Below are 15,037 nucleotides of genomic sequence, written 5' to 3'. Positions count from 1 at the left end.
GCCCCGGAACCATCGGTTCCGGGGCCGCCCCTTCGCTCTGGCGTGACGTCTTACGCGTCCTTCGACAGGTTCGGGCCCGCTCCCGTGCCGCCCGTCGCCTCGATCGGCGGGGCGTCCGGCAGGGCCGTCTTCTCCTCGCCGCGGAAGGTGAACGCGCGCTCCTCGCCCTCGCCCTCCGTGTCCACGACCACGATGTGACCGGGGCGCAGGTCGCCGAAGAGGATCTTCTCCGACAGCGTGTCCTCGATCTCGCGCTGGATCGTCCGGCGGAGCGGACGGGCGCCGAGCACCGGGTCGTAACCCTTCTTGGCGAGCAGCTCCTTCGCGGACTGGGAGAGCTCGAGGCCCATGTCCCGGTCCTTGAGGCGGTCGTCGACGCGGTCGATCATCAGGTCGACGATCTGGAGGATGTCGTCCTGGGTCAGCTGCGGGAAGACGATGACGTCGTCCACACGGTTGAGGAACTCCGGGCGGAAGTGCTGCTTCAGCTCGTCGCTGACCTTCGCCTTCATCCGCTCGTAGTTGGACTTCGTGTCGCCCTGGGCGGCGAAGCCCAGGTTGAAGCCCTTCGAGATGTCCCTGGTCCCGAGGTTGGTCGTCATGATGATGACCGTGTTCTTGAAGTCCACGACCCGGCCCTGGGAGTCGGTCAGTCGACCGTCCTCCAGGATCTGGAGAAGGGAATTGAAGATATCGGGGTGGGCCTTCTCGACCTCGTCGAAGAGGACGACGGAGAACGGCTTGCGGCGCACCTTCTCGGTGAGCTGGCCGCCCTCTTCGTAGCCGACGTATCCGGGCGGCGAACCGAAGAGACGGGAAACCGTGTGCTTCTCGCTGAACTCCGACATGTCGAGGGAGATCATCGCGTCCTCGTCGCCGAAGAGGAATTCGGCGAGCGCCTTGGAAAGCTCGGTCTTACCGACACCGGACGGACCGGCGAAGATGAACGAGCCACCGGGGCGCTTGGGGTCCTTCAGACCGGCTCGCGTACGGCGGATGGCCCGCGAGAGGCCGATGACGGCGTCCTTCTGCCCGATGACGCGCTTGTGCAGCTCGTCCTCCATGCGGAGCAGGCGGCTGGACTCCTCCTCGGTCAGCTTGAAGACCGGGATGCCGGTGGCGGTCGCGAGGACCTCGGCGATCAGATCGCCGTCGACCTCGGCGACGACGTCCATGTCGCCGGCCTTCCACTCCTTCTCCCGCTTGGCCTTCGCGGCGAGGAGCTGCTTCTCCTTGTCGCGGAGAGAAGCGGCCTTCTCGAAGTCCTGCGAGTCGATCGCGGACTCCTTGTCGCGGCGGACGCCGGCGATCTTCTCGTCGAACTCGCGGAGGTCCGGCGGCGCGGTCATCCGGCGGATGCGCATCCGGGAGCCGGCCTCGTCGATCAGGTCGATCGCCTTGTCCGGGAGGAAGCGGTCCGAGATGTACCGGTCGGCCAGGGTCGCGGCCTGGACGAGGGCCTCGTCGGTGATGGAGACCCGGTGGTGGGCCTCGTACCGGTCGCGGAGACCCTTGAGGATCTCGATCGTGTGCGGCAGCGACGGCTCGGCGACCTGGATGGGCTGGAAGCGGCGCTCGAGGGCCGCGTCCTTCTCCAGGTACTTGCGGTACTCGTCGAGCGTCGTGGCACCGATGGTCTGGAGCTCACCACGGGCCAGCATCGGCTTGAGGATGCTGGCGGCGTCGATCGCGCCCTCGGCGGCACCCGCACCCACGAGGGTGTGGAGCTCGTCGATGAACAGGATGATGTCGCCGCGGGTGCGGATCTCCTTGAGGACCTTCTTCAGGCGCTCCTCGAAGTCACCGCGGTAGCGGGAGCCGGCGACCAGCGCGCCGAGGTCCAGGGTGTAGAGGTGCTTGTCCTTGAGGGTCTCGGGCACCTCGCCCTTGACGATGGCCTGCGCCAGGCCCTCGACGACGGCGGTCTTGCCGACGCCGGGCTCGCCGATGAGGACCGGGTTGTTCTTGGTGCGGCGGGACAGCACCTGCATGACCCGCTCGATCTCCTTCTCGCGCCCGATGACCGGGTCGAGCTTGGATTCGCGGGCCGCCTGGGTGAGGTTGCGGCCGAACTGGTCGAGGACCAGGGACGTCGAGGGGGTGCCCTCGGCAGGACCGCCGGCGGTGGCGGCTTCCTTGCCCTGGTAGCCGGAGAGCAGCTGGATGACCTGCTGCCGCACCCGGTTGAGGTCGGCGCCCAGCTTCACGAGGACCTGGGCGGCGACGCCCTCGCCCTCGCGGATCAGGCCGAGCAGGATGTGCTCGGTGCCGATGTAGTTGTGGCCGAGCTGGAGGGCCTCGCGGAGCGAAAGCTCCAGGACCTTCTTGGCACGCGGGGTGAAGGGGATGTGCCCGGACGGGGCCTGCTGCCCCTGCCCGATGATCTCCTCAACCTGCTGGCGGACCGCCTCGAGCGAAATCCCGAGGCTCTCCAGGGCCTTAGCGGCGACACCCTCACCCTCGTGGATAAGGCCCAGAAGGATGTGCTCGGTGCCGATGTAGTTGTGGTTGAGCATCCGGGCTTCTTCCTGAGCCAGGACGACAACCCGCCGCGCGCGGTCGGTGAACCTCTCGAACATCGTTAATCGCTCCTCAGAGCGGTCAGTCAGTTAGGGGTCGATCCCCTCCCTGTCCTTCCGCAGCTTAGTCCCGCAAGCGGGGACCGCTCATTCCAACTGCCGACATCCGTCCGGATCACCCCCTCTTCAGCGGGGAGACCTGCTGCCGAACAGCCGACAAATGCTCCAACCCGATGGTGCGAGACGATGTTCCCGCAGGCCAAGTAGTTCGCCACGCCATCAGTACGCCGATGGCGAACGTGAGACGCCGAAGCCCGCGACTCGCCCCTCTCCACTAGGAATGTCTTACCCGTAAGCACCGACACTCCATGCGGCGCACCCCGGTTCCCTCCGCTACCAGCGAACACCCTTGTGGTCCCGAACGCACTCTTACGCCTCGATCCGGACACCTTGCGCGTTCGGAACGGGACGTTCCGTCACCGCGGGGCGTAACCAACGCTCTTCCGCGGGAGTTCCCCGGGCATGCCCTTCACCGTCCCGCTTCCCCGCAGGCCGCTCGACGGAGGCCTGGCGGGGTGGTACGAGAACGAGTTCGGCTGGGCGACCGTGGCCGGCCCTCCGGTACAGCTGGTCACGGGACTGCACTTCGACGTCCTCGACCTGCCCGCCGCGGCCGGCCGCGGTGTGCTGCGCCGGCTGGGCCCCGCCACGGGCCCCGTGGCGCTGCTCGGGCGCCGGATGCTGGTGCTCGTGGCCGCGGGGAGCGCGGAGGAGCTACCGGGTCTGCTCGACTGGCTGGAGTGGGGCGGGATCGCGCTCGACCTCGCGGTCCTGGGCGCCGACGGCCGGATGACCGCGCCCCTTCCCCCGGGGCGGTGCGGCTCCGGCACGCCGGGCGGCGCCGTGTGGCTGCGGGCCCCGGCACCGGGCCGCGAGGTCGAGTCCTCGCTGCCGGCGCTGCGGTCCGCGCCGTGGGTCGATGCGGATGCCCCCAGCCTGGTGCGTCTCGTGGCCGCCGCCGCCGCGGAGTGCCACCGGGTGCGGCTGCTGAGTGCCCGGACCGGGGGCCCGGCGGCTCAGCAGCTGTCGCCTCAGCGGTTCGCGTCCTCGTAGGCGGCCTTGATGTCGGCGGGAACGCGACCGCGGTCGTTCACGTTCATGCCGTTCTCCTTGGCCCACGCGCGGATCTTCGCGGTGTCCGGGCTGCCCGTCGCCACGGCGCGGCCCTTGCCGCGTCCGCCGGTGGTGCGACCACCGGTGCGACGACCGCTCTTGGTGTACGGCTCGAGCAGACCGCGGAGCTTTTCCGCGTTGGCGGTGGTGAGGTCGATCTCGTAGGTCTTGCCGTCCAGCGCGAACGTCACGGTCTCGTCCGCCTCGACGCCGTCGAGGTCGTCGACAAGAAGGACCTGAACCTTCTGTGCCACCGGATTTCCTTTCATCGAAAATGCAGTACGCGGAAAGGAAACCGCTTTTCTCGGAAAAACACAAACCCTTGGCAGAGGTTCAGAAGCCCGGCGACGCGGGAAACGTGCGCGATTCGGACATAGGGTTCCCGCTCACAGGTGCAGAAGCATCCGGCTGTTGCCCAAGGTGTTCGGCTTCACTCGTTCGAGACCGAGGAACTCGGCGACTCCCTCGTCATAGGAACGCAGGAGCTCGCTGTAGACATCTCCGTCGACCGGGGTCTCGCCGATCTCGACGAAGCCGTGCTTGACGAAGAAGTCGACTTCGAAGGTCAGGCAGAATACCCGCCGCACCCCGAGCCATCGGGCCGTGTGCAACAGTTTGTCCAGCACCTGATGGCCGACGCCGGCTCCCCTGAACTCGGGGTCCACGGCGAGAGTACGGACTTCCGCGAGGTCTTCCCACATCACGTGGAGGGCGCCGCAGCCGACGACGGTGGCGTCCTCGTCGCGTTCCGCCACCCAGAACTCCTGGATGGACTCGTAAAGGGTGACGGTCGCCTTGTCGAGCAGGATGCCGCGCCGGACGAACGGGTCGACGAGACGGCGGACGGCGGCGACATCTCCGGTGCGGGCCCTGCGGACGGTGACGGCTTTGGCGGAGGCCGCGGAGGCGGCCGGGGAGGCAGACGGCGACATGGGGGGACGCTATCGCTCCTGGGCCCCGGATTCTTCGGCGCCCTCAGCGGGCGGGGTGGCGAGCGGCGTGACGCGCTGGACGATACGGATGGCGTCGTCCAGGGCCTCGCGCTGGTCCTGCGACATCATGCCGAAGAAGGCGACCAGGGCCGCGGCGGGGTTGTCGCTGCGGGCCCATGCCTCGTTCATCAGGGCGGCCGCGTACGCGGCGCGGGTGGAGACCGCCGTATATCGATAGGCCCGGCCTTCGACTTCTCTGCGGACCCAGCCCTTCTGATGGAGATTGTCCATGACGGTCATGACGGTGGTGTAGGCGATGGACCGTTCCTTCTGAAGGTCCTCCAGAACTTCGCGGACGGTCACCGGACGGTTCCATTGCCAGACGCGGGTCATGACGGCGTCTTCGAGCTCTCCCAAAGGACGGGGCACACCGTCACTTTAGATCGCAAACCGCCAATGAGCGCCCATTGACGGAGAGAAACGCAACAAAAAGGACGTACGACCGTGAAGGGTCGTACGTCCCGGAGGTGGGGTCGGGCTCAGGTGGCGGAGGTGCCGTCCGCCTGGCGGGTGGCCTCGGCGCGGGCGAGGGCGGCGTCCACGACCGCGTCCTCCTTGGCCTTGTTGGAGCCTCCCTGGCTCTTCACGATGACGACCACGAGGGCGGTGAAGAACGCGGCCATCACGATGGGGGGAAGGAGCGCGGATACGTAGTCCATGGCGACCAGGGTAGCTAGCTCGCGACCCGTTCCTCGGGTGGGGGCGGGGGTACGGGCCGTCGGCGCGGCGGGAACACCTCGGACGGCTTGGGGACCGGGCGCTCGGCCGGCGTCGGCGGCGTCGGCTTGGGCTCGTCGCCCGCCGCGCGCCCGCCGGGCAGGGCGAGCAGCCGCGGCCGGGGGGCGCCGGTCACGGGGGTGGCGGTGGCCTGGGTGACCCGCGCCAGGCGCGCGCGTACGGAGCGCTCGGCGAGGATCTGGCAGCGGGCGAGCAGCGCGCCGACGGCGGGGTCGCGGCGCAGGGCGCGGAGGGCGGCGAGGTCGTCGGCCGCGGGGTCGTACCCGGCGGCGAGCGCCTCCCGGAGCAGCTCCAGATAGCCGCTGAGCGAGCCGGGCAGCGCCTCGCGGTAGCGAGCCAGGTCGTCGAGGAGGAACGCGCGCAGCCGACCGGCCTCGCGTACGGCCTCCTCCACGGATTCGGCCAGGCGCAGCGCGTCCTGGACGTCCTCGTCCTGGAGGGGGGCGGGGTGGAGGGCGACGGCGAGGGCACGGCGGAGCACACGCAGCTCGTCCGCGCTGAACGCCATGCCGCCGCGGGATCCGTATGGCGTGGGCATGAGGTGACGATACGCGCTAATCGGACAATTTTCTCTTAACGATCATACGGCGCGTCGACGGTCCGGCGGACGGGCCGACCTGCCCGCGGGCCTGCGGGCGGGCGGCCCGGCGGTTCGACTCCCCCGCGAACTCACATGCGCGAGACGTTCCGCTCGTAGACCAGGCGCAGGCCGATCAGCGTCAGCCACGGCTCGTGCTCGTCGATCTCCTTGGAGTCCGCGAGGACCATCGGCGCGAGGCCGCCCGTCGCGATCACCGTCACGTCCGAGGGGTCGCCGTTGACGCCGACGAGCTCCCGCTTCATCCGGGCGACCACGCCGTCGACCTGGCCCGCGTAGCCGTAGACGATGCCCGACTGCATCGCCTCGACCGTGTTCTTGCCGATCACGCTGCGCGGCCGGGCCAGCTCGATCTTGCGGAGCATCGCCCCCTTGACCCCGAGCGCCTCGACCGAGATCTCGATGCCCGGCGCGATGGCCCCGCCCGCGTACTCGCCGCGCGCGGTGATCGCGTCGTACGTCGTCGCCGTACCGAAGTCGACGACGATCGCCGGGCCGCCGTACAGCTCGACGGCGGCGACCGCGTTGATCACGCGGTCCGCGCCGACCTCCTTGGGGTTGTCCGTGAGGACCGGGACGCCCGTCTTGACGCCCGGCTCCACCAGGACCGCCGGAACGTCCCCGTAGTACCGCCGCGTCACCTCGCGCAGCTCGTGCAGCACCGAGGGGACCGTCGCGCAGATGGCGATCCCCTCGATGCCGTCGCTCAGCTCGACGCCGAGGAGCGGGTGCATGCCCATGAGGCCCTGGAGCAGGACCGCCATCTCGTCGGCGGTGCGGCTCGGATCGGTGGAGATCCGCCAGTGCTCGACGATCTCGTCACCGTCGAAGAGACCGAGGACCGTGTGCGTGTTGCCGACGTCGATGGTGAGCAGCATCAGGCCCGCACCTCGCGCAGGTCGAGGCCGATGTCGAGGATCGGGGAGGAGTGGGTGAGCCCGCCGACCGCCAGGTAGTCCACGCCGGTCGCCGCGTACGCCGGGGCGGTCTCCAGGGTCAGCCGGCCGGAGGACTCCAGGAACGCGCGGCCCGCGACGAGGGCGACGGCCTCCTCGGTCTCGGCCGGGGTGAAGTTGTCGAGCAGGATCAGGTCGGCGCCCGCGTCCAGGACCTCGCGGACCTGGCGCAGGGTGTCGACCTCGACCTCGATCGGCAGCCCGGGGAACTGCTCGCGCACGGCCGTGAAGGCCTCGGCCACACCGCCGGCCGCCACCACGTGGTTGTCCTTCACCAGGGCCGCGTCGGAGAGCGACATGCGGTGGTTGACGCCTCCGCCGCAGCGGACCGCGTACTTCTCCAGGGCCCGCAGGCCCGGCGTCGTCTTGCGGGTGTCGCGGACCGCGGCCTTCGTGCCCTCCAGGGCGTCCGCCCACGCGCGCGTGGCGGTGGCGATGCCGGAGAGGCGGCACAGGAGGTTGAGCGCGCTGCGCTCGCCGGTGAGCAGGTCACGGGTGCGGGCGGTGACGCTGAGGAGCACGTCCCCGGCCTCGACCCGCTCGCCGTCCTCGACGTGCCGCTCGACCTCGAACTCGTCCGCGCACACGATGGACAGCACGGCCTCGGCGACCCGCAGACCGGCGACGACACCGGCCTCGCGGGCGGTGAAGTCGGCGGTGGCGACGGCGTCCTCCGGGACGGTCGCCACGGTCGTGACGTCGACCCCGCCGTCGAGGTCCTCCGCGATCGCGAGGTGGGCGATGTCCTCGACCTGGACGGGGTCGAGACCCGCCGCCGCGAGGAGCTCGGCGAGCGCCGGGTCGAGCCCGCACTCGAACTCCTCGCCGCCGCCGCAGGCACAGCCGTCGCCGCAGCCACCGGCCTCCTCGGACGCCGGGACGGTGCTGATCTGGATCAGAGGGACGTCCACGGGCTCGGGACGGGCTTCCTCGGGCGTGGTCACTTCGGCTCCCTTGGGGCATCGGAGGTGGGGGGAAAGTCGTGCGTGCCGGTCGCCCGGACGTCGAGGGCCCGATCCGGCGTGAGGCGTACGACGAGGTGGCGGCGCCAGTCCGTGTCGTCCCGGTCCGGGTGGTCCTCGCGCCAGTGGCAGCCGCGGGTCTCCTCGCGACGGCGGGCGGCGGCGACCAGGACCCGGGCGACGCACAGCAGGTTGGTGGTCTCCCAGGAGTCCACGCCCGGCTCGCCGGCCTTGGTGTCGTCGGTGCCGCCCGCGAGGGCGTCGCCGTGCAGGGCGTCCAGGGCCTCGGCCGCCTCCCGCAGGCTGGCCTCGGAGCGCAGGACGCCGGCGCCGGCCGTCATGATCCGCTGGATACGGGTCCTGGCGCCCCCCACGGGCAGCGGCAGGGTCACCGGCGCGGGGTGCGGCACCGGGGCGCCGGCCACGCGCGGCGCCGCGGCCGTGATGTCCTCGGCGATCCGCTCGGCGAAGACCAGGCCTTCGAGGAGGGAGTTCGAGGCGAGCCGGTTGGCGCCGTGGACGCCCGTGCAGGCGACCTCTCCGCACGCGTACAGGCCGGGGACGGTGGTACGGCCCCGGAGGTCCGTGCGGATGCCGCCGGAGGCGTAGTGGGCGGCGGGGGCGACCGGGATCGGCTCCGTCACCGGGTCGATGCCGTGGGCGCGGCAGGCCGCGAGGATCGTCGGGAAGCGGTGCTCCCACATCTCGGCGCCGAAGTGGCGGGCGTCGAGGTACATGTGCTCGGTGCCCCGCTCCTGCATCCGCCGCGTGATCCCCTTGGCGACGATGTCGCGGGGCGCGAGCTCGGCCAGCTCGTGCTGCCCGGTCATGAAGCGGACGCCGTCGGCGTCGACCAGGTGGGCGCCCTCGCCCCGCACCGCCTCGGAGACCAGCGGCTGCTGACCCTCGGAACCGGCGCCGAGGAACAGCACCGTGGGGTGGAACTGGACGAACTCCAGGTCCGAGACCTCGGCCCCTGCGCGCAGGGCGAGGGCCACGCCGTCGCCCGTGGAGACGGCCGGGTTGGTGGTGGCGGAGAAGACCTGGCCCATGCCGCCGGTGGCGAGGACCACCGCGGGCGCGTGGACGGCGCCGACGCCGTCGTGCTGTCCCTCGCCCATGACGTGCAGGGTCACGCCCGCCGTACGGCCGGCGGCGTCCGTCAGGAGGTCGAGGACGAGGGCGTGCTCGATGGTGCGCACACCCCGGTCCCGTATCGCCTCCACCAGGGCGCGGGAGATCTCGGCGCCGGTGGCGTCCCCGCCCGCGTGGGCGATCCGGCGGCGGTGGTGGCCGCCCTCGCGGGTCAGCGCGATCTCGCCGTCGGCGGTCTTGTCGAAGTCGGCGCCGGTGGCGATGAGGCGGCGGACGGCGTCGGGGCCCTCGGTGACGAGGGCGTGGACGGCCCGCTCGTCGCAGAGGCCCGCGCCGGCGACGAGCGTGTCGTCGAGGTGCTGCCCCGGGGTGTCACCCTCGCCGAGCGCGGCGGCGATGCCGCCCTGGGCCCAGCGGGTGGAGCCGTCGTCGAGGCGTGCCTTGGTGACGACGACCGTACGGAGCCCGGCGGCGGTGCAGCGCAGGGCGGCGGTCAGGCCCGCGACGCCGGAGCCGACCACGACGACGTCGGCGTCGATGGCCCAGCCCGGCGCGGGCGCGTGCAGCCGTATTCCGGTCACTTGGTGGCTCCGAAGGTCAGGGGGATGTTGTCGATGAGCCGCGTGCTCCCCACGCGCGCGGCGACGGCGAGGATCGCCTCCCCGTCGTGGTCGTCGGCGACTTCGGTGAAGTCGGCCGGGTCCACGAGGGCCAGGTAGTCGAGGGTGAGCGGCGGGTCCGCCCTGGTCGCGTCGTCGAGGACGGAACGCGCCGCGGCCCGTACGGCCCCGGCGCGGCCGCCCTCGACCGCCTGGGCGACCGCGTGGGCGTCGGCGGCGGCGCGGGCCTCGCCGAGCCGGGACAGGGCCTCGGCGCGGTCCTGGGTGCCGGGCAGGGCCTCGGCACGCGCGCGCAGCGCCTCCTGGGCGGCGAGCCGGTCGCCCGCGGCGAACAGCGCGCGGGACAGCGCGAGGGCGGTACGGCGCTCGGTGACCGACAGGTAGCGGTTGCGGCTGGAGAGGGCGAGGCCGTCGGTCTCGCGGACGGTCTCCACGCCGACGATCTCGACCGGGAAGTTCAGATCGCGGACCATGCGGCGGATCAGGGCCAGCTGCTGGGCGTCCTTCTGGCCGAAGAAGGCCAGGTCGGGGCCGGTGAGGTGGAGGAGCTTGGCGACGACGGTCAGCATGCCGTCGAAGTGGCCGGGCCGTGAGGCGCCTTCGAGGCGCTCGCCCATGGGGCCCGCGGTGATCCGGACCTGGGGCTCGCCGCCCGGGTAGACCTCGTCGACGGAGGGCGCGAAGACGGCGCTCGCGCCCGCCTCGGCGGCGAGCAGCAGGTCGGCGTCGAGGGTGCGCGGATACCGGTCGAGGTCCTCGCCCGCGCCGAACTGCAGCGGGTTGACGAAGACGGTGACGACGACGAAGCCGTCGGCGCCCACGCGCTCGCGTGCGGTCCGGATCAGGGTGGCGTGGCCCTCGTGGAGGGCGCCCATGGTCATGACCACGGCGAGGCCGCCCGGCGGGCGGTGGGCGACGGCGTCCGCGAGCTCCTCCACCGTGGGGAGGAGCGGGGCCGGGTCGACGGGCCGCCCGCTCCCGGCGCTCGTACGGGCGGACAGGGTCATCGGTCGTCTCCTTGCGGCCCGTCGGCGGGCCCGGTGGTGCCCGCCGCGCTCTCGGCGAGCACCCCCAGCAGGTCCTCGGCCAACTCGGGCTTGAGCAGGCCGTGCGCGAGCGCCCGGTCAGCGGTCGTGCGGGCCATCGCCAGGTAGCCGGCGACGGTGGCGGGCGCGTGCTTGCGGAGCTCGGCGACGTGGGCGGCGACCGTGCCGGCGTCCCCGCGCGCGACGGGGCCGGTGAGAGCCGAGTCGCCGGACCGCAGGGCGTTGTCCAGGGCGGCGCCCAGGAGCGGTCCCAGCATCCGGTCGGGCGCGCCGACCCCGGCCTTGCGGAGCAGCTCCATCGACTGGGCCACCAGGGTGACCAGGTGGTTCGCGCCGAGAGCCAGGGCCGCGTGGTACAGCGGACGGGCCTCCTCCGCGATCCACTCGGGCTCGCCGCCCATCTCGATCACCAGGGCCTCCGCGGCGAGCCGCAGCTGCTCGGGCGCGGTCACCCCGAAGGAGCAGCCGGCGAGCCGCTGGACGTCGACCGGGGTGCCGGTGAAGGTCATCGCGGGGTGCAGGGCGAGCGGGAGGGCGCCGGCCCGGCGGGCGGGGTCGAGGACCCGTACCCCGTACCGCCCGGAGGTGTGGACGAGCAGCTGCCCCGGCCGTACGGCTCCGGTGTCGGCGAGGCCCTCGACGAGACCGGGCAGGGCGTCGTCCGGCACGGTGAGCAGGACCAGGTCGGCGAGGGCCAGGACGCGGGCGGGCTCGACGACCGGGACCTCGGGCAGAAGGGCCGCGGCGCGGCGCCGTGAGGCGTCCGAGACGGCGGATACGGCGACGGGGCGGTGCCCCGCGAGCTGGAGGGCGGCCGCGAGGGCGGGTCCTACACGGCCGGCGCCGACGACTCCGACGGTGAGCCGGGCGGGTCGGTCCTCGGCTCGGGGCTCGGGCGCTGCTGGTGCGTTCACGGTGGGACGGCCTTCCGTTCCAGTCCTCGGCGGGTACCGGACGATTTCTGGTCATGCTACGCCAGCGTTTCGCCCCGCCACGTGGCTGTCCACAGGGTGTGGGCGGTGGTGCGGGCGGTGGCGGGGGCGGTGGTGTGATGATCGGGCCATGGATCCTGAGAGCCCTGCGAGTCCTCCCGGCCTGGCCGGCCCTGCGAGTTCTGCCGACCCCGCCGGTCTTGCCGACCCCGCCGGTCTTGCCGACCCCGCCGGTCCTGCCGACCCCGCCGGTCCTGCCGGTCCTGCCGGTCCGGTGGACGAGGAAGCGGCCCGGCGCCACCGGGCGAAGGTCTGGGGCGGCGCCGAGCGCACGCTGTGGCACGCCCCGGTGGACGGCACGGTCGGCACGCGCCTGCGGGGGCTCCTCGCGTGGGCGGAGGCGTCCGGGCACGCGGAGGGGCCGCTCGACGCGTACGGGGACGGCCCGGTCGAGGAGCTGGAGCGGCGCGTCGCCGAGGTGCTCGGCCTGCCCGCCGCCGTCTTCTTCCCCACCGGCACGATGGCCCAGCAGGTGGCGCTGCGCTGCTGGGCCGGGCGCACCGGCAGCCCCGTCGTCGCCCTCCACCCGCTCGCCCACCCGGAGGTCCACGAGGGCGGCGCGCTCGGGGCCGTGTCGGGGCTCCGTACCGTCCATCCCACCGACGCGCCCCGGCTGCCGACGGCCGAGGAGGTACGGGACCACCCGGAGCCCTTCGGGACGCTGATGCTGGAGCTGCCGCTGCGGGACGCCGGTTTCGTGCTGCCGACCTGGGACGAGCTGACCGAGGTGGTGGAGGCGGCCAGGGAACGGGACGCGGTGGTCCACTTCGACGGGGCGCGGCTCTGGGAGTGCCCCCCGTACCTCGGCCGTCCGCTCGCGGAGATCGCCGGGCTCGCCGACAGCGTCTACGTCTCGTTCTACAAGTCCCTCGGCGGTCTGTCCGGCGCCGCGCTGGCCGGCCCCGAGGAGGTCATGGCGGAGGCCCGGGTGTGGCGGCACCGGTACGGGGGCCAGGTCTTCCAGCAGTACCCGGCGGCGCTGTCCGCCCTCCGGGGTCTGGACGTCGAGCTGCCCCGGCTGCCCTCGTACGTGGCCCACGCGCGCGTGGTGGCCGACGCGGTGCGGGAGGCGTTCACGGAGGCGGGGACGCGCTGGTTCCGGGTCCACCCCGAGACCCCGCACACCCACCAGTTCCAGGTCTGGCTGCCGTACGACCCGGAGACCCTGACGGCGGCGTCCCTCGCCCAGACCGAGTCCACCGGCACGGCCCTCTTCCGCCGCTGGTCCGCTCCCGGCGCGGGCGGCCCGCCGGGGGTGTCGGTGACGGAACTGACGGTGGGGGAACCGGGCCTGGAGTGGACGGCGGACGACGTGAGGGCGGCGGTACGGGGCTTCCTGGCACGTCTCGCGTAGAGGGGCGCGCGCGCCGGGCGGCCAGCCGTGCGCGCGCGCCGGGCGCCCCCGTCGGACGGCCCCCGGGAACCGCCCCCGTAAGCGACCCGGCCTTTGACGGCCCCGGGAACCGCCTCCCCTAACCGACCCGCCCTTTGACGGCCCCGGGAACCGCCCCCGTAAAACGAGGCGACCCGCCCCCGCGCCACCCCGCACCATGGACCGGTGAGCGTGACCATCGACATCACCGGACTGCCGCCCGAGCGGATCGCCTTCTGCCCCTCGCCCCTGGCGGAGCTGGGCGCCGCCCTGCACGCCCTGTCCGAGCCGGCGCACCACGCCCGGCTCCACGCCTGGACCACCACGACGGCGGCGGCGCTGAAGCCGGAGCTCGCGGACCGGCTGCACGAGGCCGACTTCATGTGGAACAGCACCCGCTCGGACATCCTGCTGCCGCCTCGGCCGCGGGAGACCCTCGCGGAGGAGCTGGACGACCTCGACCGCATGGACGACGAGAAGTACGTGGGCTCCGCGCTGGAGATCTCCTGCAACAGCAACTACCGGTACGGCGCCCCGTCCCCGCTCGTCGACGAGCGGATGCGCCGCCGCGCCCTCGACCTGGCCGCCGCGCGCGGGCCCCGGCAGACCGCCTTCGTGGAGCGGATGCTGGCCGATCCGCCCGGCACGCGCGCGTGGATACGGCGACTGCTCGAGGACTGCGACGAGGCGTTCTTCGCCGACACCTGGCGCAGGGTGCGGATCCAGCTGGCCGCCGACGCCCGCCACAAGACGGAGCTGACGCGCCGCAGGGGCTTGGCCGAGGCCGTCGCCGCCGCCTCCCCCGCGATGTCCCTCGAGGAGGACGCGCGGGGCTCCCGGATCGTCGTCGACAAGCTGGTCCAGGGGCGGACGAGCGCCGAGGGGTCCGCCGTGACGTTCCTGCCGACGGCCTTCGGCTGGCCGCACCTCATCGCCCTCTACACGCCCGGCTGGCAGCCCGTCATCCAGTACCCCGTCGCCGACCGCGACCTCGGCGGCGCGGCCTCCGTCGAGGCGGTCACCCTGCGCCTCGATGCCGTCGCCCACCCGATGCGGATGCGGCTGTGCCGCAGTCTCGCCCGGGGCTCCAGCACGACGAGCGAGCTGGCCGACGCGTACGGCATCACCGCCCCGGAGGTCTCCCGCCACCTCGCGGTCATGAAGAAGGCCGGGCTGATCACCACCCAGCGGCGCGGCCGGTACGTCCTGCACCAGCTCGACGTGTCCGTCGTCGCCCGCCTCGGCAGCGACTTCCTGGAGAGCGTGCTGCGCTGAGCCGGCCCTATCCGACGGCCCCGCCGCCGCCCGCCCTGACCAGGCCGGTCTCGTACGCGAGGACGACGACCTGGACGCGGTCGCGGAGGCCCAGCTTGGTCAGGATGCGCCCCACATGGGTCTTCACCGTCGCCTCCGACAGGACGAGCCGGGCGGCGATCTCACCGTTCGACAGGCCCTGCGCGACCAGCATCATCACCTCGCGCTCCCGGTCCGTCAGCCGCCCCACCTCCTTGTGCTCGGGGTCCTTGCCCGACGACGGCAGCATCGAGGAGAAGCGGTCGAGCAGCCGCCGGGTCGTCGAAGGCGCCACCACCGCGTCCCCGCTGTGCACCGAGCGGATCGCGCCCAGCAGCTCGGCCGGGGGCACGTCCTTCAGCATGAAGCCGCTCGCGCCCGCCTTCAGCCCGGAGAACGCGTACTCGTCGAGGTCGAACGTGGTCAGGATCAGCACCTTCGGGGCGTCGGGCTCCGAGCAGATCCGCCGGGTCGTCTCCACCCCGTCGAGCTTGGGCATGCGCACGTCCATGAGGACGACGTCGACCTCCGTCGCCCGCAGCACCTCAAGGGCCTCGACGCCGTCGCCCGCCTCCGCCACGACCTCCATGTCCGGCTGGGCGGCGAGCACCATGCGGAAGCCGGTGCGCAGCAGCACCTGGTCGTCGACAAGCATCACGCGGATGGACATCAGATTCCTTC

At 72.5% G+C, this 15,037-nt stretch carries 15 protein-coding genes; 3 read left to right on the top strand and 12 right to left on the bottom strand.

Going from position 1 to position 15,037, the window contains the following annotated elements:
- Positions 1 to 50: 50 nt before the first annotated feature.
- Positions 51 to 2,579, bottom strand: coding sequence for an ATP-dependent Clp protease ATP-binding subunit (locus tag ACFWV2_RS02190; RefSeq protein ID WP_360795802.1), 2,529 nt, complete (start codon positions 2,577 to 2,579; stop codon positions 51 to 53).
- A 462-nt stretch (positions 2,580 to 3,041) separates the two neighbouring features.
- Between ACFWV2_RS02190 and ACFWV2_RS02185 the strand changes: the two genes are divergently transcribed.
- Positions 3,042 to 3,632 carry an SCO3374 family protein gene (locus tag ACFWV2_RS02185; protein WP_384400294.1) on the top strand — a complete coding sequence of 197 codons (591 nt, stop codon included), beginning with the start codon at positions 3,042 to 3,044 and terminating at the stop codon, positions 3,630 to 3,632.
- On the opposite strand, the gene ACFWV2_RS02180 is transcribed toward ACFWV2_RS02185, so the two are convergent.
- The 10 genes from ACFWV2_RS02180 to ACFWV2_RS02135 all read right to left on the bottom strand — a co-directional run bounded on the left by ACFWV2_RS02180 (position 3,611) and on the right by ACFWV2_RS02135 (position 11,613).
- Positions 3,611 to 3,946, bottom strand: coding sequence for an Lsr2 family protein (locus tag ACFWV2_RS02180; RefSeq protein ID WP_360795797.1), 336 nt, complete (start codon positions 3,944 to 3,946; stop codon positions 3,611 to 3,613). The genes ACFWV2_RS02185 and ACFWV2_RS02180 overlap by 22 nt on opposite strands.
- Positions 3,947 to 4,078: 132 nt before the next feature.
- Entirely contained in the window at positions 4,079 to 4,624 is a 546-nt protein-coding gene (locus ACFWV2_RS02175) for an amino-acid N-acetyltransferase (RefSeq protein ID WP_384400291.1), read from the bottom strand.
- A gap of 9 nt (positions 4,625 to 4,633) precedes the next feature.
- Positions 4,634 to 5,053 carry a BlaI/MecI/CopY family transcriptional regulator gene (locus ACFWV2_RS02170; protein WP_384400289.1) on the bottom strand — a complete coding sequence of 140 codons (420 nt, stop codon included), beginning with the start codon at positions 5,051 to 5,053 and terminating at the stop codon, positions 4,634 to 4,636.
- Between the two features lie 110 nt (positions 5,054 to 5,163).
- A complete protein-coding gene (locus ACFWV2_RS02165; protein ID WP_384400286.1) occupies positions 5,164 to 5,343 on the bottom strand; it encodes a hypothetical protein in 180 nt (59 codons plus the stop codon).
- 14 nt (positions 5,344 to 5,357) lie between these two features.
- Positions 5,358 to 5,930 carry a hypothetical protein gene (locus ACFWV2_RS02160; protein WP_384400338.1) on the bottom strand — a complete coding sequence of 191 codons (573 nt, stop codon included), beginning with the start codon at positions 5,928 to 5,930 and terminating at the stop codon, positions 5,358 to 5,360.
- Positions 5,931 to 6,091: 161 nt separating this feature from the next.
- On the bottom strand, positions 6,092 to 6,898 hold the full coding sequence (locus ACFWV2_RS02155; protein ID WP_360795781.1) for a type III pantothenate kinase: 807 nt from the start codon (positions 6,896 to 6,898) through the stop codon (positions 6,092 to 6,094).
- Positions 6,898 to 7,920 (bottom strand): carboxylating nicotinate-nucleotide diphosphorylase, encoded by a 1,023-nt coding sequence (gene nadC / locus ACFWV2_RS02150; protein ID WP_384400283.1) that lies wholly within the window; start codon positions 7,918 to 7,920, stop codon positions 6,898 to 6,900. The genes ACFWV2_RS02155 and nadC overlap by 1 nt, the downstream gene beginning before the upstream one ends.
- Positions 7,917 to 9,614, bottom strand: a complete 1,698-nt coding sequence (locus ACFWV2_RS02145; protein ID WP_384400280.1) for an L-aspartate oxidase — start codon at positions 9,612 to 9,614, stop codon at positions 7,917 to 7,919. The genes nadC and ACFWV2_RS02145 overlap by 4 nt, the downstream gene beginning before the upstream one ends.
- Positions 9,611 to 10,660, bottom strand: coding sequence for a pantoate--beta-alanine ligase (panC, locus tag ACFWV2_RS02140; RefSeq protein ID WP_384400278.1), 1,050 nt, complete (start codon positions 10,658 to 10,660; stop codon positions 9,611 to 9,613). Before panC ends, ACFWV2_RS02145 begins: the two co-directional genes overlap by 4 nt.
- Positions 10,657 to 11,613: a Rossmann-like and DUF2520 domain-containing protein gene (locus ACFWV2_RS02135; RefSeq protein WP_384400275.1), complete on the bottom strand. Its 957-nt coding sequence runs from the start codon at positions 11,611 to 11,613 to the stop codon at positions 10,657 to 10,659. The genes panC and ACFWV2_RS02135 overlap by 4 nt, the downstream gene beginning before the upstream one ends.
- A gap of 148 nt (positions 11,614 to 11,761) precedes the next feature.
- On the opposite strand from ACFWV2_RS02135, the gene ACFWV2_RS02130 reads away from it, so the two are divergent.
- Together ACFWV2_RS02130 and ACFWV2_RS02125 are read left to right on the top strand one after the other, a co-directional pair.
- Complete coding sequence (locus ACFWV2_RS02130; RefSeq protein WP_384400272.1) at positions 11,762 to 13,045, top strand: threonine aldolase family protein; 1,284 nt, start codon at positions 11,762 to 11,764, stop codon at positions 13,043 to 13,045.
- A 204-nt stretch (positions 13,046 to 13,249) separates the two neighbouring features.
- Positions 13,250 to 14,338 (top strand): DUF5937 family protein, encoded by a 1,089-nt coding sequence (locus ACFWV2_RS02125; protein WP_384400269.1) that lies wholly within the window; start codon positions 13,250 to 13,252, stop codon positions 14,336 to 14,338.
- Between the two features lie 7 nt (positions 14,339 to 14,345).
- Here ACFWV2_RS02125 and ACFWV2_RS02120 read toward each other — a convergent pair whose 3' ends face one another.
- The gene (locus ACFWV2_RS02120) at positions 14,346 to 15,026 is read right to left on the bottom strand and encodes a response regulator (protein ID WP_384400266.1); all 681 of its coding nucleotides are present in this window, start codon (positions 15,024 to 15,026) and stop codon (positions 14,346 to 14,348) included.
- Positions 15,027 to 15,037 lie beyond the last annotated feature (11 nt).

Origin of the sequence: Streptomyces sp. NPDC058671 (assembly GCF_042716475.1) — a bacterium.
GTDB lineage: Bacteria > Actinomycetota > Actinomycetes > Streptomycetales > Streptomycetaceae > Streptomyces.
Note: the sequence above shows the minus strand (reverse complement) of the source record. Positions and strands in the feature narration are given on the sequence as shown.